Raw genomic sequence first — 21,086 nt, 5'->3', positions numbered from 1 at the left:
CAGGACGCCGTGGCCATCACTGACGCTGGTTCCCCGCTCGCGCTCAAGCGCCGCGCACGCAAGATCAACAGGGTGCTCGCGGAGAAGTATCCGTACGCACATGCCGAGCTGGACTTCCGCAACCCCTTTGAGCTTGTGGTGGCCACGGTCCTTTCTGCCCAAACCACGGATGTCCTGGTAAATCAGGTCACCAAGATCCTGTTTGCCCGCTACCCGGACGCCCGTTCCATGGCGGAAGCAGACCCCGTCGAACTTGAGACCATCCTGCAACCCACGGGGTTCTTCCGTGCCAAGGCCCGGAACGTCCTCGCCCTATGCAACCGGCTGGTGGACGAGTTCGACGGGCAGGTCCCCGGCCGCCTGGAGGATCTGGTAACCCTGCCCGGCGTTGGCCGGAAGACTGCCAACGTGGTCCTGGGCAATGCCTTCGGAGTCCCCGGTATCACGGTGGATACCCACTTCGGCCGCCTGGCAAGGCGGTTCGGGTGGACCGCATCGGAGGATCCGGTCAAGGTTGAGTTCGACGTTGCAGAGTTGTTCGAGCCGCGCGATTGGACCATGTTGTCCCACCGTGTGGTGTTCCACGGCCGGAGGATCTGCCACGCGAAGAAACCGGCTTGCGGGGCGTGCCCGGTGGCGAGCTTGTGCCCTAGCTACGGTGACGGCGAAACAGATCCGGTCAAAGCCGCGAAGCTGCTTAAATACGAGTTGGCGCCCGGCAACGATGCATTGCTGGAGCAGTTGCTGGCAGAAACACACCGGGCCGCCGAGATCCGGATGGAGTCCCAGAGGAGGCCCGTTGACGGCGTTTGAGGATTTGTCAGCGCTGGTTGCCCGTTTCGAGGATGGTGGGCAAAGCCACGCCGGGCAGTGGGCCAAGCTGCCGGTCAGCGCCGAGACGAACAGGCCTGCGGCGGTGTTGATGCTCTTTGGAAAGCTGGACGATGTCCCGGCCGAATCGGATCGTCCCATTGCACCGGCAGACCTCGATGTCCTCCTTTTGGAACGGGCACATACCTTGGACGACCATCCAGGCCAAGTGGCTTTCCCGGGTGGCAGCGTGGACCCCGAGGATGAATCAGTGGTTGCTGCCGCCCTCCGGGAAGCCGTTGAGGAGACCGGACTGGACGTCGCAGGAGTACGTGTTCTGGGAGTGATCCCGGAGTTGGGCATCACGCGCAGCAACTTCCGGGTCACTCCCGTTGTGGCCTGGTGGGACTCCCCGTCACCGGTGGGTGTAGTGGATTACGCCGAATCCGCGCAGGTGTTCCGCGTTCCTGTCCGGGACTTGCTGGATCCCGCCAACCGGGTGACGGCCACCATCAGCCGCATGGGACGCACCTTCACCAGTCCTGGTTTCACGGTGAACGGCGTCCTGGTCTGGGGGTTCACGGGCATGGTCCTCAGCGGGCTGTTCGATGAGCTCGGCTGGACCGTGCCTTGGGACGAAGGCAAGCTTTACGACGTCGATCTCTGACGCTTGCCAACCCTGCCCCTGGCAGTCCCACGGCTATGTCAGGCTGCCTCCCGGGCAGTGCTTGAACGGTCCACGATCAGTCCCGTTGCTGCGTTTTCGCGTACCGCGTGGATGCCTTCCACGACGCCCTTCAGGTGCTTGTATGCGGGCGATTCCGCCACCACGGTTCCGTCCGCTGCCGTAAGGCGGAAGCGGTACGCGCCGTCGTCGTCCCGAACAATTACGAATCTGCCAGCCATCGCTGATCCCCCTTGTCAAAATGCGTCTTTGCATACGTTGAGTGACCTTGTGTTGCAGGCCACACAAGAGACCGTATCCAGAAGCGGCGAGGAATTAAAGTTACTTCCGAGTACCCGTCATTGGGGTGGTCATGGTCCATCACAAAGCGTCTTATGACTGGTCCTGGAGCCGAACGGCGGGTATTGCGCCGTCAGATGAAAGCACGGCTCCCGGTGCGGGAACAGGTGTTTCCAGCAGGGTCCGGCTGTACTCCCTCTCTGCTTCTTCCAAGCGCCGTGCTTCCATGTGGCGAAGCTGGTCCAGGTCCGATGCGTCAATTCCCCGGTCCACGGCGAGGGTGTCCATCCACGCCAGGCTCGCAACGGCGTCGTGGTGTTCTCCGAGAACCCGCTGGAGGGCAACGGCCGGCTGAAGGATGAGTAGGGAACCGGGACCGAGCGCCCCGGCAACGGCCTCCAGGGCATAACGGAGTCTTTTGACGTCCTTCCGGGCGTCGTGGAGGAGTTCATTTCGTGCGGAGCCGGAGCGGGATTTCTCTGCTTCGGCGATTCGCTGCTGCATCACCTCCCACTGACGGTGCAGGCAGGCGATGGCTTGCCCGTCGGTGGGCCCATTCGGCCCCGTTCCGTGAGACGGGAGGCCAGCAAAATCCGTTATCGCCCTGCTGGCACGTAGATCGCCGGCAACGTGACGGGCGATGCTGTTGCTCCGCTCCACCAGACCCTCGACGGCGGTGCGGAGGACCTCTGCCGACCGCCACGGCACCGGGGCGTCCAACCACAGCTTCACGCGCTGGGCCAGGACAAACAGGTCCCGCGCCTCACCCAGGGACGTCGCAAGCCACCTGATTCCGTGGCGCGCCTCCGGCGGGGCAGGGGGCAGGAAGATGCCAAAGCAGGAAATCCCGGACCGCAGCCGCCGCAAGGCGAGGCGGGCGCTGTGGACAGCTTCCTGGTCGGCCGCCGAAATGAGGGGCATGGAACGCTGCACCTCGGCGATCTGAAAGGCGAGGTAGGCGTCCAGGGATTCGCGGACTTCCGAAGCCATGCAGCCAGTTTCCATCCGTGATGCGGCGGGCTACAAGGCCGGGGCTACTTCGCTTTGTCGTAGGAGTCGACGACGGCGATGCTCACCGGGAACTCCACGGGAATCCGGCCGAACATGAGTTCCTTGGCGGCATCGGCTGCTTCCCGGATAGCCTCCACGCACGCCTCCACCGCATCGTCCGCGGCATGGACCATCACTTCGTCGTGCAGGAAAAAGACGAGTTCACCCGAGGGACGTCCTTCTGCCCTGAAGGTTCGCAACCGGCGTCGTAATTCCGCCAGCCAGCACGCAGCCCACTCAGCCGCGGAACCTTGCACCACGAAGTTTCGGGTGAAGCGTCCGCGCGAGCGTGCGATGGTGTCTGCCCGCCGCTGTTCCTCGGCGGTGGTGGACTGCTGGCTGCGCAACCAACCGAGGGAAGGCGCGGGACTGCTGCGACCCAGCCGGGTGGTCACCGTACGCCCCGCCTCGCCTTCGCGCGCCGCCTGCTCAACGAAGCCGACAGCACGCGGATACGTGCGGGCAAGCTGGGGCATCAAACGGCCGGATTCACCCGTGGTGGCTCCGTATATTGCGCCCAGAAGCGCCACCTTGGCTTTTTGGCGGTCGCCGCCGAACCCCTGCGCGGCGATGCCCGCATACAGGTCCTTGTCCCGCGCGGCCTCCGCCATCTTCGTGTCCTGCGCCAAGGCCACCAGAACCCTCGGTTCCAGCTGGGATGCGTCGGCGACAATGAGCTTGTGTCCGGGTTCTGCATGGACGGCCGCACGGATGTTCCTGGGAATTTGCAGGGCTCCGCCGCCCCGCGACGCCCAACGGCCGGAGACGACGCCGCCAACTACGTACTCGGGATGGAAGCGTCCGTCGCGAACCCAGGTATCCAGCCAGGTCCAGCCATTGGCGGTGTGGAGGCGGGACAGTTGCTTGTACGCCAGCAGCGGTTGGATGGCGGGGTGGCCGGACTGCTGGAGTTCCCACTTGCGGGTGCTTTTGACCTCGATGCCGTTGCGGTGCAGGGCCCGCATGAGGTCCTGGGGCGAATCCGGGTTCAACGCGGGCGAATTGAGCATGTGCCGTAACTCGTTGCACAGCGCCTCAAGCGCGGGTGGCCGGTGGCCCAGCGGAGGCCGCGGGCCAAGGGCTTCGGTGAGGATCTGCTCATGCAGTTCCTCGCGCCATGGAACGCCGGCGTGCTGCATTTCGACGGCGATGATCGCGCCTGCCGATTCTGCGGCGAGGAGCAGCTGCAGCCGCTTGGATAGATCAGCATCATCGACGTCCGCTAGGGCGGCCTGCTGGGCGGCGAACTCGTTCCGCAACTCAACCACGCCCGCCACAACGGGTTTGATGTCCTCGAAGAGGGCCCCTTGCGTACTTGGCGGGGGCGGCGGTTGCAGGGCCCTGGCAGGGGTTGTGTCGTCATCCTGGACGAGCTTTTCAGCGTTCTTCGCGTACTCCGTGTGGGCGGTCAGGGCGGAATTGGCGAGGATCGATCCGCACAGCGCCAAGTCATGGCAGCGCTCCAGTTCAACACCCCGGGCCAGCAGTTCGGGGTACCAATCCTGGGCGCGGCTCCACACCCAGCGGGGCCGCTGCAGTTCCAGTTCACGTACGACGCCGGGCAGCTCACCTTTGGTGACGGGGCGCGCATCGGATGTGGGCTTTCCGGAAGGGGAAATCCTCTGAATAGCTGCGCCGTCCTGGTGGGCGGCGAGCAACAAATACATGGAGTCCATTCTGCCTTGCGGCGCGGGACGCGTTGTACGCGCAGGGCCTGTAAAGCCCGGGTGACTGTTCCTCCACAGCCTCGGGGTCCCGGGCTTGTCCACATACGCCCGGTCAAGCCTTACTTCCCGGCCCGGACACAAGCGAGGCTGGCTTCCATGGGCAGAAGACAACAACGGCCACGACCACCACACAGTGAAGCCTCAGGGGACCCCTGGATACCGCCTGCCGCCGCTGACATCCTGCTCATTTCAGCCGACCCATACCTGCAGGATGAAGCCGTGCGCATCGTGGCTGCGTCCGGCGGGAGGCTGCGCACGGTCGAACGGGTGGAAGAGGCGCTTTCGGGATGGGACACGGCCGATGTTCTGATCGTAGGCAGTGACGTCAGGGAGACGCCGCCACGCAGGCGAGCCCCGGCAGTCCTGTTGGGCCGGTCCGCCGAAGCCGAAGAATTGTGGAGGCTGGCAGCGGTCCTGGGAGCAGAGCGTGTTGCGGCGCTGCCGGAGGCCGCGGCATGGCTTGCCGAGCACCTGAGCCTGGCCAGCGCCCCGGAGCCCGGCGGAACCATGGTGGGGGTGGTCGGTGGGAGGGGAGGATCCGGCGCCACGACTGCAGCCATCTGGTTGGCCCATGCCGCGGCCAACCATGGCGTCGCTACCCTATTGGTGGACGGTGACCCGTGGGGAGGCGGGGTGGAACTGGCTGTCAGCGACCAGTCCCTGCCGGGACTGAGGTGGCCGGACTTCGCCGCGACAAGGGGCAGCATCGATCCCGGCCAGTTCAGGGACTCCCTGCCCACGGCTGGAGGCTTCGCGTTTTTGTCCTGGCCCGGTAGGCGCGAGCCGTTCGAAAGCACGGATCCGGCCTCCGCATCTGCCGTTCTCGATGCGGCCCGCCGGGCATTCGAACTGACTGTCATTGACATTGCCCGGAACCAGGAAGGATTGCAGGCGTTCGCCTGGGACTGTGACCGGATACTGCTTCTCACCACAACGCACCTGAAATCCGCCGTCGCAACCGCAAGGGTCCTCAACGAGGTGCCACCTACCGACACAGGGCTGCTTGTCCGCGCCGCTGGATCGGACCCAACAGACCCTCACCTTGTGGCCGATGCCCTGGGAATTCCGCTGGCAGGAGTGGTACCGGACCTCCGTGGTGTAGGGGCCGGGACGGAGCAGGGACGCCTCCTGGAACTTGGACGGCGCCGGCCCGTCAGGCGGTTTGCCGAGGCGGCACTTGGATTGAACGGTGGCGACCGGTGAACCGAAGGGACAACCGCGGACGGGAACACCGACGTCTTGACGCGGTCCTTCTCGAGACAGTTCGGGAGTCGGTGCTGGCAGGACGCGGCCCCGTCACCCCTTCCACCGTGGCAGCAGCTGTCCAAGCCAGCGGCAAGCTCCTTGGCACAGCAGGGGCTTTGGAAGCGGCCGAGACGATCAACGCCGAACTCAACGGCCTGGGTCCGCTGCAGCCCCTGGTCCGCGATCCAGCGGTCACCGACATCTTCGTCAACGCGCCCGACTCCGTCTGGTTGGACAGGGGCAGCGGTTTGGAGCGCTCGGCCGTCAGGTTCGACACAGAAGCCCAAGTACGGTCACTTGCCTCACGTTTGGTAGCCGCTGGCGGGCGTCGCTTGGACGACGGCTCACCCTGCGTGGACGTTCGCCTCAGCGGTGGCTACCGGGTGCATGCAGTGCTCCCGCCCATCTCCACCGTTGGCACCCTGCTCTCCATCCGTATTCGGCGGGAAGAAACATTCACCATCACCGAATTGCGGGCAGGAGGAATGTTCTGCGAAGAGATAGAGGACGTTCTCAGGGCGATCATCAGGCACCGCCTCAGCTTCCTCGTCAGCGGCTCCACAGGCTCGGGGAAGACCACCCTTCTGTCCAGCTTGCTGGGCCTCAGCGATCCCTCCGAACGACTTGTCCTGATCGAAGACGCAGCCGAACTCAACCCCGTCCACCCCCACGTGGTGACCCTTGAGTCCAGGCATGGAAACCTTGAAGGGGGCGGCGCGCTGGATCTTGGTGAATTGGTGCGGCAGGCTCTCCGGATGCGGCCGGACCGGCTGATCGTGGGCGAATGCAGGGGAGCGGAGGTCCGTGAACTTCTGACCGCGCTGAACACCGGTCACACGGGCGGGGGCGGGACCATCCATGCCAATACGGCCCAGGCGGTCCCTGCACGGTTGATCGCATTGGGCGCGCTAGCAGGGTTGAGCGCGGAGGCCGTGCGGTTGCAGGTCGCCAGTGCCTTGGATCTGGTGATCCACGTGGAGCGTTCGCAGACGGGCCGAAGAGTCTCCTCACTTGGCATCGTGAGCGACGCTGGTGTCAGCCAGACCGTGGTGCCTGCACTGACGTTGACGGACAGCGGCCTGGCCCGCGGTCCGGGCTGGCCGCTGCTGGCAGCACGCTTGGCCCTCGGCGCTGATGCATGAGTACCGCGTTCGTCGTCGTGTTCGCCACTGTTGCTGTGCTTCTCCACTTCCGGGGAGCTTATGCAGCCACACGGCGGATACGACGCCGTCTTGACCCTGGCGATGGAACGCCACCCGGGCCGGGCGTGCCAGCAACCGGGCGGGCGCAACGTGCAGGACTTTCCGGCCGTTTTAGGGGCGCCGTTGCCGAACGAACCCCGTCAGTGTCCATGGTGGTCCTGGTGCAGCAGCTCGCTGCCCTTCTCCGTGGCGGACGGGCGCCCCTGCAGATGTGGGACGAGCTGTGGCGCGTGCATACATCGATGCCCCGTGGCACGGGAGTACCTGGGCGCCGATCCTCCCGCGATGGAAGGCAAAGCGCTGTATCCGTAGTCTCCGGCGAATCTTTGGAGATACTGGCCGCGGCCCGTGCAGTAGCAGCAGTGGGCAGTTCCCCGGCCCAAGCAATTAGGAGCGCGTGTGCCCGGGTGTATCCCGTGCGCGGTAGCAAGGAACGGCGGGTTTGGATTGAGTTGGCCGCGTGCCTCGACATCGCGGAGATCAGCGGGTGTCCGCTCGCCGGGCTATTGGCGCGCTTTGCTGCCCAGCTGGAAGCGGAAGAGGACGCCGAGGCTGCCCGGCAGACTGCCTTGGCGGGACCCAAGGCAACCGTCCGGCTCCTGTCGTGGCTCCCCGTCTTTGGGCTGTTGCTCGGGATGGCCCTGGGAGTGGATCCCGTGGGGATCCTGCTGGGTAACGTCATGGGCACGGCGACGTTCGTCTCGGGGCTGGTGCTGACCATGGCAGGCCGCCTGTGGTCGGCGCGCTTGGTTGCGGCGGCGGGGGCTGATTGATGTCCGGTATGTCCCTGTTGGTGCTTGCGGGCCTGCTTCTGGCAGTCGTGGTGGGCTTCGGGAAACGTCGACGGCCGCGTGCGGAGTTCCGCAGACGACTGAGTCTCACCGGCGCCGGGCATCCGGCAACGCCGCACACCAGGAACTCTGAAATTTCCGTGGGTCATGCCGCGCCGCTTCACGAGAGCGCAGCGGACGGTTTGCGCGATCCCGCTATGATGCTCGAGCTGATGGCCTCGATGCTGGACTCCGGGGCAGGAATCGGGCGGGCCTTGGAACTCATTGCACGGAGTGCCACCACTCCTGTTCGCGACTCCCTGAGGCCTGTGGTGGCCGCGTTGTTCTTGGGAACGGACTGGGAAACAGCGTGGAGTACACCTGGCCGCCAACCTCCCGAAGTGGCCCGTATACGTGACGCGTTGGCTTTCGCAGCACTTACCGGTGCGCCCTCGGCATCGATCCTGTATGCCCAGGCCGCCCGGGAACGCCGTGAGCAGTTCCGTGCTGCAGAGAAACGCGCGGCCGCCCTGGGGGTCAAACTCGTTATTCCCCTTGGCCTGTGCTCGCTTCCGGCCTTCATTTGCCTCGGGGTGGTGCCCGTCCTCATCGCCATGCTTCCCCCGGGTTGAGGCTCACACTGCTCCTCCACAGAAGGTGCAGGCAGTGGGTTTTCCACTTGAACGAACGGGGATCTTCAAAGGTAATCCGCGGACCGGAAGAGTCGTCTTACCGGAATCTTCCGGATCTACGAGAGGAATGTCTTGACCATCATCACCAGCTCTTCGCCAGCTCGTCGAACGCATCGGCGTCAGGGCCGTTTTGTCTTTGGGGCCTTTACGGCCAGACGAGGTGCCAGGAATTCGCAGGCAGAGGGGGAGGCACGTCGGAAGCCCCTGCCGCAGGCAGCCGGGGAAGCTCGTCGGCCGTTGGCACAGACGACCGGCGCCAGCCCGTCCCTCGCCTCGCAAGCGCCGCACATCCCGCAAGCGCAGCACATCCCGCAAGCGCAGCACATCCCGGAAGGCGTGCCTTCCCTACAGGTGGCGTCATCGGCCGGAACTTCACGGATCGGAACTTCACCGGCCGGAACGTCATCGGCTGGAACGTCACCGGCCGGACGTTCCCTGGTCAGCAGGATGCGCAGGCGGGTCATGGCCGGTGAAGCGGGGATGGCTACGGCCGAATACGCCATCGCTACCCTCGCTGCCGTTGGACTCGCCGGGCTGCTGGTGGTGCTCCTGCGCAGCGATGAAGTTCGTGGGTTCCTGCTCAACCTGATTCGAACCGCGCTCTCTTTGCCATGAGGCAACACCTCCGGGCCCGGTTGGCCGGCAGGGATGACGTGGACGGCAGGGAATCCGGAGCCGTGACGGCCGAATTGGCGGTGACCTTGCCCGCGGTGATCCTGCTGTTGGCCTTTCTGTTGGCCGCGGGTGCAGCAGGTATCACCCAGCTGCGTCTGGAGGAAGCTGCGCGCGCCGGCGCTCGGGCCCTGGCCCGCGGAGAAACCGAGGGGGAGGTGCAAGGGATCGTCCAGCGCATCGGTGGAGAGGAAGCAAGCGTGCACGTGGGAAGCGACGGAGACTGGTTTTCCGTTACCGCCACCGCCCGGGCAGGGGGAGCGGTCGGCCCACTGATTCCGTGGGATCTGAGTGCTACGGCCATAGCTCGCCAAGAGGTACCGGGAAAGTGAGACGTACCTCCGGAATGACCCGAAGGGCAGGTACGGGTTCAGAGAAATGTTGTGAAGCGTTCCTCGCTGAGCGCGGATCCGGAACAATCTTGTCCCTTGGCCTCGTCGCAGTCCTGGGCGCGCTGCTGGCGGGACTGCTGCTGTTGGCCCAGGCCGGCGTCATGGCTTCACGGGCGGCAACAGCTGCGGACCTATCGGCTCTTGCGGCCGCCGATGCCGCTCGCGGGCTGACCAGCGGAGAACCGTGTTCCGTCGCATCGGCTGTCGCGGCGGAGCACGGTGCCCGTACTACTCGTTGCGGGACATTGGGGGAAGGGATCGTCGAGGTCAGTACGGAGCTGCTGCAACCGTTCCTGTTTGGCCAAGCCACTGGACGGGCACGGGCCGGACCGCCGCCCTAGCGTCTGCGGGGCTGCGGCTCTGGCACGGGTAGGACCGCGGAGGGTAGGACGGGCACGGGAGCACCGGATCAGACGGCTTGCTTCAGCAGGACATCCAGAAGTGTGATGGCGGCTGCCTTGTCCAGCGGGTTGTTCTTGTTCCCGCATTTGGGGGACTGCACACAGGACGGGCAGCCGGCGTCGCACTCGCAGGCGGCAATGGCATCCCGTGTGGCGCTGAGCCAGGTTTTGGCCTTCTCGAAGCCGCGCTCCGCAAAGCCTGCTCCTCCGGGGTGCCCGTCGTAGACGAAGATGGTGGGCAGCCCGGTGTCAGCATGCAGCGCCGTGGAGACGCCTCCAATGTCCCATCGATCACTGGACGCGACCAATGGCAGGAGCCCGATCGCAGCATGTTCCGCGGCGTGCAAGGCTCCCGGGAACTGGGCTTCAACCAGGCCGGCATTGTTCAGGGACCGGTTTTCGACAACAAACCACACGGCCTTGGTGAAGAGTTCCCTGGCTCCAAGGTCCAACGGTTCTTCACCGAGGATTTCGTTGGAGATCAAGGCCTTGCGTTGGAAGGACACCACTTGCGTGGTCACTTTGACTTCCCCGAAGTGTGCGGTGACATCGCCCCATTGGACGGACCGGTTCGTATCCAGCACCTCGATCTGGGTGACGTCCCTTGCCGTCGTGTAGAAATCGGGGTTCACCCGCCGGACCATGACGCAATGATCGCCCTCGTTGAGCTCCTCCACGAGGTAGCTTTCGCCTTGATGGACATAGATCGCGCCGGTGTGGGCCTGGTAGTGCGTCTGTGGCGAATCCATGGTGCCCAGGAGGGAGCCGGTTTCGGCATCCACGATGCTCACGGGGCCGCCACCGTCGGCCCGGAGATTGACCATTCCGGCGGCGCTTTCCGAATGCGTCCAGAACCAACCGGCAGGGCGCTTCCTGAGGTAACCCTGCATGACCAGCCGGTCGAGGAGTCCCTCAGCGCTGGGCCCGAACAGATCAAGTTCGGCCGGTCCAATGGGCAATTCCGCGGCAGCGGCACACAGATGGGGGCCGAGGACGTATGGATTTCCGGGATCAAAGACCGTGGCCTCCACCGATACGTCGAAGATGGCCTGGGGGTGGTTCACGAGGTAGGTATCCAAGGGATCGTCGCTGGCCACGAACGCAGCCAAGGCGTCCTGCCCGGCGCGTCCCGCGCGCCCGATCTGTTGGAAAAGCGATGCCCTGGTGCCCGGCCATCCTGCAACGAGCACGGCGTCGAGGCCGGAGATGTCGATTCCCAGTTCCAGTGCCGAGGTACTGGAGACGCCCAGCAATTGACCCGACCGCAGCGCTTGCTCCAGGGCCCGGCGTTCCTCCGGCAAATAGCCCGAACGGTAGGCCGCCACCCGTGCAGGCAGGCTCGGGTCCACCTCGTCCAACAGCCGCTTGGTGATCGAGGCGATGGACTCAGCGCCGCGGCGGGACTTGATGAAGGCGATGGTACGGACGCGGGACGAAACAAGGTTGGCCAGGATATCTGCGGTTTCGGCCACTGCCGTCCGCCGCTGTTTGGCGCCGTTCTCGCCCTTGAGTTCGGTCAGGGCCGGCTCCCAGAAGGCTACCGTTGTGGAACCGTGCGGAGAGCAGTCCTCCGAAATTTCCCGGGCGGGGGCTCCGATGAGCCTGCCGAAGGACACGCCGGGGTCCGACGCCGTTGCGGATGCGGCGATGAAGACGGGCTCGGGAAAGGACGTACCTGCGCCGTAATAAGCGCAGACCCTCCGCAACCGCCTCATCAAGTTGGCGACGTGGGAACCGAACACCCCGCGGTAGCTGTGGGCCTCGTCCACAATGACGTAGCGCAGCCTACGGAAGAACTTGGCCCACCACTCGTGGTTGGGCAGGATGCCGAAGTGCAGCATGTCGGGGTTGGCGAGGATCAGGTTGGCATGATCACGGATCCAGCGCCGGGACGACTGGTCTGTGTCGCCGTCGTAGGTTTCTGCGCGGACCGTCGGCAAGCGCAACGAGCGCACGGCAGCGAGCTGATCGGCGGCCAAAGCCTTGGTGGGGGACAGATACAAAGCCACGGCGCCGTCGTCGTGGAGTTTGCCGGGTTCGGACAGGACCCGGAGCTCAGACCTGTGGATCGCATCCAAAGCGGGCAGTTGGTAGGCGAGGGACTTCCCGGAGGCGGTGCCCGTGGCGATGACCACGTGTTGGCCGGAGTGGGCCAGACCCGCTGCCTGCACCTGGTGCCGGTACGGTTCCTGGATTCCCAGGCCTTGGTAGGCGGCAACGATGTCCGGATGCACCCATTCGGGCCACGGCTCGTTGACGGCTTTGCGCGCCGGGATGGTGTGGACGTGGCGAAGTTGCTCCGGATCGGTTGTCCGGCTCAGCAAGGGGATCAGGGATGGTGTGGCCACCAACCCATTCTGTCATTCCGCGGAAAGGTCCGATCCTCCAGAGCTTCCCACGGACATCATGAGGACGTGGCACACCACGTCCCAACCGAGGTGGGAGTAGAGCTTCTGCCCGTCCAACGAAGCCAGCAGCAGCCCGTTCTCGACGTCGTGCGAGAAAGCCTGGGCGGCCAGTGCCTTCATGATGAAAGTTCCCAAACCGCGCCGCTGGAAGGCGGGCTCCGTGACGATCTTGTCGAACACCGCTGTGCCGTTCACCACGTAAACCCGGCCGCTCGCGGCCACCTGCTCACCGGAATGGACCACGGCGTAGTGCACGCCATTGGACTCGCTGGTGGCCAGTTCAAGATCATCGTCGGGAAGCCAGGGATCTTCGGCATCCTGGGTCTCCATGTCCACGATCATCATGGTCTGGGAAGCGGAGTTGACGTTGAGTCCGTGTTGTTCGGCAAGGTACTTGTACCGTTGAACGTCGTTGGTCAGGATCGTCAGGATCCGGGTCTCTGCTTCTGCGGTTTTCGCAGCCAGTGCAGCGAATTCCTCGTCGGAAGGGTCATGGGCAAAGTACTCCCAGTCACCTGTCTTGTCGGCGCGCAGCGCGGCAGGAAAACGGCCCTCTTGCCGTGATTCGTAGCCCCGGCAGCCGGTCCACCCGGCTACCCAGACTTCCAAGAGGTGTGCGATGTCTTCAACCAAGGCGTCTGGACTCATGTAGAGAGAGTATGCCAGCGCTCCGGGAAGCAACAGAGCCGGTTCTGCCCGCTAGCGGGTGCTTATGAAATTGTGACTTCGCCGCGGGATTCTAATACACCAAGTAACCTTTAACGGTGGCTTTGAACCGGAATGTGTTCTCTAACCTTGCATCCCAGTAACGGAGCGGGTCAATGGTGCTGCAAAATGATTTACGGGACGCTTACGGGACTATTTGAAAGTACCTCCGCAGCCCCCACTGGCGTAGGATTGCCGGCGTGGAAGTAACCCTGACTATTGAGAACGGCGAGGGCGAACAGGGGCATGTGTCCGCCGTGGGCGCCGACTACACGGCCGCGCTCACCAGAGCACAAGCACTCATCCCTGAAGGCTGCAAAGCCATAACCATCCGCACAGACAACTACTAGAGACGACGAAAGGCCCCCACCCATCCGAAGATGAGCGGGGGCCATATGTTCTACTGCTGCGCGAGGGCGTCTAGGAACTCCTTGTCTTCCCCAACGATACGCATCATCAAGTCAAATGCGGCATCGTCGTCAAGATAAGTCGTACCGTCCTCATCTACCTGCCTTTGGGCATTGGCATATGTGGTCAGTCGGTGCTTTGGCATTCCGGTTTCCTTACCTTGTGGCACTCATTGCGTCGCGGAAGGTCAGCGCCTTGAGGTCGCCTGCTGTCACCTTGGATGCTATCCAGTCCAAGAATGAAGTGAGTTCTGCCGTGGTCAGCTTTCCGGCGTCGTTCAAGAACTGCGGATGCAGGCGCACAATCTGGATGCCCTGTTTAGTTATCGCGTTCTGGACGGCGGTTTGAACGCCCACGGTTGAAGCGTCATTGTCAATCCATAGTCCCGCGGCCCCGATGCTGTTCACGCCAATAGGCAGGGTGCCTGTGTCGAGTAGCCCGGTGACCGCTCCGTGGCAGGCGAGGATTTTCCGGCCCGCCTCGGTTGACCAGTACAGGGTTTTATCGGCGGTGACGGTGAAGTCGCCGAAGACGTTGCCGGGGTGTACCCACGTGTCGATGGTCTGCCCGAGCTGCGTTTCCAATTCAACTCGGGACGAACGAATTTCAGTCTCAAACTGGGCGCTCGTAGTACCGCCAACATGGTTGTAGGAGTGGTTTGCCGGCTCCACCAGCCCGGTAGCAGCCCACGACTGGATATCAGCGTATGTAGCGCCGCTATTCTGGGCGTCTGCCATTTGCCCAGGGTTTAGACCGATGGTAACCGGAATGTTGCGGGCTTGAAGTAGAGGCCAGATGGTTGACTTGAAGTTGGTAAGCCCGTGGTCCAACACCAAGACAACAACGCCGGGTGCGGTGACACGGTTGAATCTGCGACGGCGCATGTCGTTTTCGCGCATGAGGTGTTCATACGCGCCAGTGTCTACCGCTGGTGTTGCCGCTGCTTGGTTGTCCAACCTGTTCCATGCCGTCCAGTTGCCGGATACGTCCGAGGACACCCGCCAATAGACTGCCGCGTTGACCCCGTAGACAGTGTACCGTTGGACGGCGATCACGGCGCCGAAGGTGCGGAGGTTCTCTAGTACGCCAGGGAACGCGGCGGGGAGATTGGTGGTGTTGTTGACAGCGGTGGTGTTGTTGACCGTGAACACGCCGGGGGTTGTGAAAGTGTTCAGATCCACTGGTGATGCGGTAGGGATGTTCCCTCGAAGGAACGCCTCTCCGAGCTCCCACCAGCGATCCCACGTTGTTGTTGATTGACGGAACCGCACCCAGACGCCCGTATTTGGTGACGCGCCGCCTTTTGTGCCGAACGTAGTGTATCGCTGGTACCCGACAGACGTGGACGGCAGGAACGTTTCCAACACTCCGGGGTAGAGGACCGGGAGGTTGATGAGGGTGTTAGCTACGGCCCCGGATGTGATGGTGTGGTAGCCGGTTGTTTGTAGCGTGTTTACGTCGGTACCGTTAGCCGGTGTGCCGAGGTTCTTGAGTGCGGCGGCGACGCCTGTCTCCGTAGCGGCGATCCTGCCGTCTTGTGTGGAGGCGTTCCAGTTCGCGGCGCTGTATGAGGCGCCGGAAGTAAAGTCCACCTTCGCTGACACAATGTCACCGTTTGGTGCAATGACGCGCTGCCCAGCGACGTAGGCGGTCGATGCTTTCCAGACGGGGATGAGGCCTGCCGTGTTCTGCGCCATGGTCGCTGCTGAGTCCACAACCGTAGGGTCGTTGGCGATATAAGCGGAAACGTGCGGCGGAACTTCCGCGGCTACCTGTGTGGACACGGTCGCTGGGGTTGCGTAGGTCGCGGCGGCTTCCGTTTTGTCCAGCTTCGTCGTTTCAACGGACTTGGCAGCGTACTTAGTGCCGAGCGCGGCGCTGGTTGCACTGCCAGCGTCGTTGATCCTTGCGGCGGTGACGTTGTCGATCACGTCCGGGATGGTGGGCGTTACGTCGAGGATTCCCAAGGGTTTCTCCTAGCTGCTGACCGTGATGTCCGGGCGGTTGGTGATGGCCCCGTTGCTGCTGTCACGGGTCACTGCGGGCTGGGTGTAAGTGCGCGTTGGTGAACCGACGCGGGTAATCGTGTACGAGTTGATAGCTCCCGGCCACGTGACTGATGCCGTGCCTGAGTACACCCCGGCTACCCCGTCAGGCCATTTGACTTGCGCCGAGATGGGAGCCCCGTTCGTGTCACGGGTGATGGCGCCAGAGAATAGGGCCTCGGGAGTACGGGCGAGGGCGAGCAATGCCGCTTCGAGGTCGTTCTCGAGGTCATTCAACCGGGCGGAGGATAGTGGCGTGTTGCCGATAACCCCGTCATTCCATGTGCGGCGTGCCATGCTAAACGTCCCATCCGTGAGCCCGCGCGGCGGCGGTAAGTTTGTCGATCTGTGTTTGCTGGGCTTTCACTACGGGTAGGAGTGCGACGCCCAATAGGTCGTACCGGACGCCGTCCACAACCCCGCCGTAATAGGTGACGATTTCGGGGAGGGTGAGCGCGACTTCCTCAGCGATCAGCCCGAACTCGTTTTTCGCGCCGTCTATCTTCTGTTCCGGGCCGATGAGCCGGTTACCGTCCGAGTCTTCCGGGTAGCGGAACGTAGCTTTGCGGTCGTAACGGACAGGTCGGAGAGCCAGGACGTTCTCCGGGTCTACCGGGTGGGTGACGATGTTTTCCTTGTACCGTTCCGATGAGACGTTCCTGCCGAAGTGGAACCCGCCATCATTACCCACCCACACCGCGTAAAACTCGGTCCCGGCGACGTTGTTAGTCCACCCGTACTGCGACCCGTCAGCCTGCGGCACCGTCCCACTGGTGATGTCAGCGCCAACATGCGTGTGAGCTGACGGAGTGAACGTCGATGGCTTTCCGGATACGGCGTCCCATGTGGTGGTCTGGTTGCCAAGGCGAACCCACGTCGAACCAACCAGCACCTCAACCCCATACTCGGTAGGGGCGGTTTCGATCAGCGACCCGAATCGGGCAACCGGTGTTGTCCCGGCTGCGTCGTAGGCGACGAAAGTGCCCGTGGCCGGGTCAACACTGACACCAACGGTCCCGTCCGGGCGTTTGAATTGCATGAGCCCGTTGACAAGGATTCCGTCAGGGATAACCCCGATTCCCGCGGTGGCGAGAATGTTCGCTGGACCGTACTCGCGCAGCAACCGTTCAAAATCAGCGAGCTTCCTTGCGATCCAGTCATCCCCCGTGAACTGGGCGCCTAGCTGTCCAGGCTGCGGCATTTAGATACCCCCGATGGATGTCACGTCAATAAGTGGCTGGATGGTGTCCGCGTCCATGCGCCAACCGACGCAGCGGCCCGTTCCGTAAATCCCGTCAGGCCACGCTGGTCCGGTGAGGTCGAATCCAATGTCATCCCCGATAAACCAGTCCTTGCCGAGGCGCGGCGCCTCCGGACGGTTAGCTGTAATTTCCAAACCGAGGCCGCCGTCTTTCATCGCAGCAAGGGCGCGATCAGCGTGCGCGTCAAGGGTAGCTATGTCCGTGATAGACGTCGACGGGGACCACCGGTACTCAAACGCGGGGCGCATGTCCGCCGCGTTCGCTTTCTGCGACGACTGCGGGCGGGCATCATCAACACCAGACGAAACAGCAATGACACGGTTAGCGCCCAACTGGGAAGTGTACGACTCGCCCAGCTCAGCCGTGGTAACCGAACCGGGCAGGTAAAACTGCGCCGCAGGTTTCAAACCGGCCGGCGCGGACTTGCCGATACGGTTACCCACATAAAAGACGGGTGTGATGAGGTTATTGACGTTCTCCCACCCGACAGTCCATTCAGGACCGCCAATAACCCCAGCCAGGTCGCCGAGCACCGAGTACACGGTTTTGTCCTCGACGGCTTTGTAGGCGCGGTCCCGTGCGGTGCCGTTGCTGCCAACTACCTGGACCCGGATAGCGATGCCAGCCATGGCGGCTGTTGCAACGTAGGACTCGATAAGGTCTTTCGCGATCAGGTTTTGTGCCGTGCCGGTATAGGTTCGGTTCCCCACGAAACGCCGGTCAAAGTACGCTTCCGGGGTTGCTAGGGAGAGCTCGACCTGACCTGCATGGTTGGTGCGCCGGTCGATGACCATGCCACCCCACAGCGGGGTAGCTCCGTCGTCATCGAGGCACACGATCCACACGGCGCCGGGCCGGGTCGCTTGCCGCCAGTTCGGCGGGGCGGACAGTGCCGGGAGGGACGCGGTTTGTGTTTCGTAGCGCATCATCGTGCACCCGAACATGCCGCGCATGTCGAGTTCGGGGAGGTCCGCGATCATTTGGCCGTTGTTGACGTTCACGGCAACCCAAGACAAAGTCACGCGGACCCTCCCGATTAAGTTGTTATGCTTCGTGCTTGCCCTCGTAGGCGGGCGTTTTTGCGGAGCCGAGGACGGCCCGGACCAGCCATGCGGGCAGGAGTGGTTCCAGCCAGCGCCAGAGCGCGTACCACGCGGCGATAATCACTGCCCCGAGAATGGGGACCAGAACGTCAGCCTGCGACAGCAAGAGCTCACGCAGTGGCTCCAACACGGGGGCTACGGAGAGCAGCCACCCGATCAGGGAACCCCATAGTGCGGGTACGACGGTGCGGAGAATGGAGGTCAGCATTTAGGCCTTCTTGGTGTTCTCTTCCACCCGGCCAAGGGATGCCTTGACGGTGGTGAAGTTGTCGTGGATGAGGTCCTTGAGGGGCTTACCCTCAGGCATGGACGTTCCACCGTTGAACAGTGCGTCGTAGATGGCGTTGAGTTTGCGGCGGTCTTCGTCGTTCATTTCGTCCTCCTGGACGGTGTTCGGGGATGCTGCGCCATTGAGAACGTCAGCGGTGTATTTGAAGAACCGGGACCAGTCGAAGTTCACGCCTGGATCGGAACGGGAAATGCCAGAGTCGCCATGCGCGGCGAACCCGGGAACGCGGGCACGGGCCTGCGCCCCAGTGATGCGGCGCAGCGGGACATGAATGTCCTTCGACGCCATGTAATTGATGAAGTCCGCGGCCATGAGCGCAAGGTTCCGGTAGAAGCCTTCCTCGACATCGGCGGGCATGTTGCCCCAGTCCGTTGTCTTGCACGCAGCGGAGATACCAACGGCCCAGTTGTTCGTCTCGGAGTCCTGCCACGTCTCCCACTCCCACGGGTAGTAGGCGGCTATGTCCTGCCAGTCGCAGGCGCGGTGGTAGCACCCATAGTCAGTGCGGGAGCGAACCAGGTTGGTGAGCGCGTCAACACCGCCACGCCAGTTCCCCTCGGACGTGTGCACGATGCACGTGCCTGACAGCTTCGCCCCGCCCCGACGCGGGAACGTTCCCTGTGGGGTGTATGGGTTTGGGCCGTCAACCAGAATGTAGCCGCTTGTCATGGTGTTCCTCCGGGAGGGTTGACGTTGATGGTGGTGGTTGGGGGTGGGCACTGTGCAAGGTGGTCCTCAAGCTGCTTATGCTGCTTGTCAACGGCGTCCCGCAAAGACTTCCCACTGTTCGGGAACAGCTCATGCCGGATGGTTTCCAGGAGCTCGTCCTGCCGGTCCATGCGCTCGAATAAGCCGGGAATCTCTTTCTGCCCGGATTTCTTGTCTTCGGGGACGCCGTTGATGCGGTCAAGGAACCGGCCCCACTTCCGCAGGGACGGGCCTACCCTCCATAGGAAGAGCCCCACAAGGAGAATCGCGACCAGCCACGGGGCGACGGGGATCAGGTCAGTTATCCATTGAGGGATCATGTGGTCGGCCAGCTGGTTCCGTCGCAGATGATGAACGTGGACGCGGCAGCGACAGACGAAAACGCGGTAGGCGTCTCGAACGTCACCGCGCCGGCAGGAGTCACGTACAGCCGCCCCCAGCCGCCCATAGCCGTAGAGGTAGGTACGATGATCATCTTGTTAGTCATCGGACGGTAACCAGACGGCACCGCCCCAAGGGTGTACTGAGTATTTGCGAGCATCGTGAGCGTGCCTGTAGCTCGCTGCCAGGCACCTTCGAAGATCACGTCACCATCCGAGTTCTGCGTGACCTGCGGCGCCGCGTACCCGGCCCCCAACGGGGCGTATAGCGAATCCAATGTCACCGAGGCGCGCCCACCAACCCAGCGGGAGCCGTTGTAACGGAGCACCCGGTCAAGGTCAAGCCGGTCGATACGCAGGCCCTCATACGCGGTAAGCGTGGCCTGTTCCGCCGCGTCCGCGACAGGCTGAATACCGCCCGCAGCAACAAACCGCGCTGTGTTCAGAACAGCAGTAGGAGAACCACCGCCAGCGACCGGGACCGTGATTGTCCCAACAAGGAACGACCGCGCCGGCAAGTCAGGCGCGACAGGGGTCGCGGAGGGCGTCCCCGCAAGATACAACACAGGCGCCGTGAGCGCGCCAGAACCGTCACCAGCGCTCGAATCGTTCACCTGAATGTAAACGATGTCCTTACGGGCGTAGGTAGCATCCGCAGCCGTCACCGACCCCGACACGTTCTGGTCAGAGGCCCAACGATACGAACCCTGGACCGAGGACGCGTTAGGCGTGATAACAGCAGAACACGGCCCCAACGTCCACGTCGTAGAAGTCGCCGTCAGGATGCCCGAGCCCGTACCTACACGGAATCCCGGCACGGCACGCATCGAGAACCCCGACCCGCCCCCATACAGGGGCGCGTTCGCTTGGCGCTCATTTGACGCCGAATAAGTAGGGGCGCCACCACTGGCGTCCATTGGTTGGCAAGTAATAGTCATGGGTTAGCTCCAAGAGGGCTTCGTAGTGACCGTCAGTTGGGCGGTAGCGCTGTACGCGGCAGCGCTGAACGCAATGTCGTTATCGCCAGGGTCAAGGGAGAACCAGCCGCGGGAAGTCACGTAGCCGGCGCGTGCTGCTTGGCCTTGGGCGAGGACTTCACGGCGGTCCATGTCCACAGTCACGAACTCACCCGAGGTGAGTGCGAGGGAGGTGGCGAACGTGAGGGCTTGTTTCTTGCCGATGTGTGTTACCGTCCACCCGCCTGCGGGGATTGGCCCGTCAACGCGGAGCCACACAGGCGCTTGGGTGTTGCCGGTGTTGGTGAGCCTGACAACGCCCGTCTCGGAAACACCCGTGTACGTGATCGGGTACGTTGCGGGGTACGTGCGCCCGCCAGAGCTCGACGGCAACGGGGTTGATACCGTGATCAGGTCCCCGAACTTCCGCGGGTCCTTCGCGACAACCTGGATGCTGAACGAGGCCTGCCGGTTATTGAACCGGTTCACGAAAATCTCGCCCTGACGCTGCGCTAAAACGTGCCGGATATAGCCCGTCTCGGAAACAATCATCGTGAACTGATCCAACGTCACCGACGCCGACAACAGGTCAAGCGCCGCGGACAACAGTTCCGGGGACTCCGTCAAGATGAGCCCTTCGATGACCATGACCCGGTGCTCGTAGAACGCTTCCGAAGCGGTGGAGCCGTGGCCCCGCGCCCGCTGCGTGAAAACCGCAGTGGACCCAGGACCACCCCACCCGTCAAACCGTTTCACTATCCACCGGGAACCGTTCTCATCGATCGCGTTGAGCAGCAAGTCACCGATAGCGATCGGGGAGAGGTTGAACTCTTGTTCGGTGGTACCGGGGTATAGGAGCCGGGACGGGTACGTTATCGGGCTTGGGTAAGGCACCCG

25 protein-coding genes are annotated in these 21,086 nt (G+C 63.4%); 10 read left to right on the top strand and 15 right to left on the bottom strand.

Annotated elements, in window-relative coordinates:
* Positions 1 to 9: 9 nt before the first annotated feature.
* A complete protein-coding gene (gene nth / locus QN084_RS06520) occupies positions 10 to 813 on the top strand; it encodes an endonuclease III (RefSeq protein WP_069695923.1) in 804 nt (267 codons plus the stop codon).
* Complete coding sequence (locus tag QN084_RS06515) at positions 800 to 1,477, top strand: NUDIX hydrolase (protein WP_021473801.1); 678 nt, start codon at positions 800 to 802, stop codon at positions 1,475 to 1,477. Before nth ends, QN084_RS06515 begins: the two co-directional genes overlap by 14 nt.
* A 38-nt stretch (positions 1,478 to 1,515) precedes the next feature.
* Here QN084_RS06515 and QN084_RS06510 read toward each other — a convergent pair whose 3' ends face one another.
* From QN084_RS06510 to QN084_RS06500, 3 genes are all read right to left on the bottom strand, one after another.
* Positions 1,516 to 1,716, bottom strand: a complete 201-nt coding sequence (locus QN084_RS06510) for a YegP family protein (protein ID WP_069695922.1) — start codon at positions 1,714 to 1,716, stop codon at positions 1,516 to 1,518.
* A 151-nt stretch (positions 1,717 to 1,867) separates the two neighbouring features.
* Positions 1,868 to 2,764: a CHAD domain-containing protein gene (locus QN084_RS06505; protein ID WP_069695921.1), complete on the bottom strand. Its 897-nt coding sequence runs from the start codon at positions 2,762 to 2,764 to the stop codon at positions 1,868 to 1,870.
* 44 nt (positions 2,765 to 2,808) lie between these two features.
* The gene (locus QN084_RS06500; protein WP_062099338.1) at positions 2,809 to 4,491 is read right to left on the bottom strand and encodes a bifunctional 3'-5' exonuclease/DNA polymerase; all 1,683 of its coding nucleotides are present in this window, start codon (positions 4,489 to 4,491) and stop codon (positions 2,809 to 2,811) included.
* A gap of 156 nt (positions 4,492 to 4,647) precedes the next feature.
* Here QN084_RS06500 and ssd point away from each other — a divergent pair, with 156 nt between their 5' ends.
* The 7 genes from ssd to QN084_RS06465 all read left to right on the top strand — a co-directional run bounded on the left by ssd (position 4,648) and on the right by QN084_RS06465 (position 9,865).
* Positions 4,648 to 5,754, top strand: coding sequence for a septum site-determining protein Ssd (gene ssd, locus QN084_RS06495; protein WP_139126853.1), 1,107 nt, complete (start codon positions 4,648 to 4,650; stop codon positions 5,752 to 5,754).
* Positions 5,751 to 6,938, top strand: coding sequence for a TadA family conjugal transfer-associated ATPase (locus tag QN084_RS06490; RefSeq protein WP_139126852.1), 1,188 nt, complete (start codon positions 5,751 to 5,753; stop codon positions 6,936 to 6,938). Before ssd ends, QN084_RS06490 begins: the two co-directional genes overlap by 4 nt.
* The gene (locus QN084_RS06485; protein WP_069695919.1) at positions 6,935 to 7,771 is read left to right on the top strand and encodes a hypothetical protein; all 837 of its coding nucleotides are present in this window, start codon (positions 6,935 to 6,937) and stop codon (positions 7,769 to 7,771) included. The genes QN084_RS06490 and QN084_RS06485 overlap by 4 nt, the downstream gene beginning before the upstream one ends.
* On the top strand, positions 7,771 to 8,400 hold the full coding sequence (locus QN084_RS06480) for a type II secretion system F family protein (RefSeq protein ID WP_062097863.1): 630 nt from the start codon (positions 7,771 to 7,773) through the stop codon (positions 8,398 to 8,400). Before QN084_RS06485 ends, QN084_RS06480 begins: the two co-directional genes overlap by 1 nt.
* Positions 8,401 to 8,697: 297 nt before the next feature.
* Complete coding sequence (locus QN084_RS06475; protein ID WP_228145566.1) at positions 8,698 to 9,075, top strand: DUF4244 domain-containing protein; 378 nt, start codon at positions 8,698 to 8,700, stop codon at positions 9,073 to 9,075.
* On the top strand, positions 9,072 to 9,464 hold the full coding sequence (locus QN084_RS06470) for a TadE family type IV pilus minor pilin (protein WP_062097861.1): 393 nt from the start codon (positions 9,072 to 9,074) through the stop codon (positions 9,462 to 9,464). Before QN084_RS06475 ends, QN084_RS06470 begins: the two co-directional genes overlap by 4 nt.
* A gap of 89 nt (positions 9,465 to 9,553) precedes the next feature.
* On the top strand, positions 9,554 to 9,865 hold the full coding sequence (locus QN084_RS06465) for an Rv3654c family TadE-like protein (RefSeq protein ID WP_241650875.1): 312 nt from the start codon (positions 9,554 to 9,556) through the stop codon (positions 9,863 to 9,865).
* A 68-nt stretch (positions 9,866 to 9,933) separates the two neighbouring features.
* Here QN084_RS06465 and QN084_RS06460 read toward each other — a convergent pair whose 3' ends face one another.
* Together QN084_RS06460 and QN084_RS06455 are read right to left on the bottom strand one after the other, a co-directional pair.
* Positions 9,934 to 12,276, bottom strand: a complete 2,343-nt coding sequence (locus QN084_RS06460) for a DEAD/DEAH box helicase (RefSeq protein ID WP_069695918.1) — start codon at positions 12,274 to 12,276, stop codon at positions 9,934 to 9,936.
* A 9-nt stretch (positions 12,277 to 12,285) separates the two neighbouring features.
* Positions 12,286 to 12,981 (bottom strand): GNAT family N-acetyltransferase, encoded by a 696-nt coding sequence (locus QN084_RS06455; RefSeq protein WP_069695917.1) that lies wholly within the window; start codon positions 12,979 to 12,981, stop codon positions 12,286 to 12,288.
* A gap of 257 nt (positions 12,982 to 13,238) precedes the next feature.
* Between QN084_RS06455 and QN084_RS06450 the strand changes: the two genes are divergently transcribed.
* On the top strand, positions 13,239 to 13,388 hold the full coding sequence (locus tag QN084_RS06450; protein WP_285751373.1) for a hypothetical protein: 150 nt from the start codon (positions 13,239 to 13,241) through the stop codon (positions 13,386 to 13,388).
* Positions 13,389 to 13,438: 50 nt separating this feature from the next.
* On the opposite strand, the gene QN084_RS06445 is transcribed toward QN084_RS06450, so the two are convergent.
* Genes QN084_RS06445 through QN084_RS06400 form a run of 10 tightly spaced genes read right to left on the bottom strand, consistent with a single transcriptional unit; the run spans position 13,439 to position 21,083 of the window.
* The gene (locus QN084_RS06445; protein WP_285751370.1) at positions 13,439 to 13,591 is read right to left on the bottom strand and encodes a hypothetical protein; all 153 of its coding nucleotides are present in this window, start codon (positions 13,589 to 13,591) and stop codon (positions 13,439 to 13,441) included.
* 10 nt (positions 13,592 to 13,601) lie between these two features.
* A complete protein-coding gene (locus QN084_RS06440) occupies positions 13,602 to 15,413 on the bottom strand; it encodes a polysaccharide deacetylase family protein (RefSeq protein ID WP_285751368.1) in 1,812 nt (603 codons plus the stop codon).
* 9 nt (positions 15,414 to 15,422) lie between these two features.
* Complete coding sequence (locus QN084_RS06435; protein WP_285751366.1) at positions 15,423 to 15,788, bottom strand: hypothetical protein; 366 nt, start codon at positions 15,786 to 15,788, stop codon at positions 15,423 to 15,425.
* A gap of 1 nt (position 15,789) precedes the next feature.
* Complete coding sequence (locus QN084_RS06430) at positions 15,790 to 16,692, bottom strand: tail fiber domain-containing protein (protein WP_285751364.1); 903 nt, start codon at positions 16,690 to 16,692, stop codon at positions 15,790 to 15,792.
* Positions 16,693 to 17,775, bottom strand: a complete 1,083-nt coding sequence (locus QN084_RS06425; RefSeq protein WP_285751363.1) for a hypothetical protein — start codon at positions 17,773 to 17,775, stop codon at positions 16,693 to 16,695.
* A gap of 22 nt (positions 17,776 to 17,797) precedes the next feature.
* Positions 17,798 to 18,064, bottom strand: coding sequence for a hypothetical protein (locus QN084_RS06420; protein WP_264398749.1), 267 nt, complete (start codon positions 18,062 to 18,064; stop codon positions 17,798 to 17,800).
* Positions 18,065 to 18,814 carry a hypothetical protein gene (locus QN084_RS06415; protein WP_285751358.1) on the bottom strand — a complete coding sequence of 250 codons (750 nt, stop codon included), beginning with the start codon at positions 18,812 to 18,814 and terminating at the stop codon, positions 18,065 to 18,067.
* Positions 18,811 to 19,173 carry a hypothetical protein gene (locus QN084_RS06410; protein WP_285751356.1) on the bottom strand — a complete coding sequence of 121 codons (363 nt, stop codon included), beginning with the start codon at positions 19,171 to 19,173 and terminating at the stop codon, positions 18,811 to 18,813. The genes QN084_RS06415 and QN084_RS06410 overlap by 4 nt, the downstream gene beginning before the upstream one ends.
* Entirely contained in the window at positions 19,170 to 20,171 is a 1,002-nt protein-coding gene (locus tag QN084_RS06405; RefSeq protein ID WP_285751355.1) for a hypothetical protein, read from the bottom strand. Before QN084_RS06405 ends, QN084_RS06410 begins: the two co-directional genes overlap by 4 nt.
* 3 nt (positions 20,172 to 20,174) lie before the next feature.
* The gene (locus QN084_RS06400) at positions 20,175 to 21,083 is read right to left on the bottom strand and encodes a phage distal tail protein (RefSeq protein ID WP_264398744.1); all 909 of its coding nucleotides are present in this window, start codon (positions 21,081 to 21,083) and stop codon (positions 20,175 to 20,177) included.
* Positions 21,084 to 21,086: the final 3 nt, after the last annotated feature.

Source organism: Paenarthrobacter sp. R1 (assembly GCF_030264015.1).
In the GTDB taxonomy this organism is placed as follows: domain Bacteria; phylum Actinomycetota; class Actinomycetes; order Actinomycetales; family Micrococcaceae; genus Arthrobacter; species Arthrobacter ureafaciens.
The sequence above is the reverse complement of the archived record's forward strand: the minus strand, read 5'-3'. Positions and strand labels throughout refer to the sequence as shown.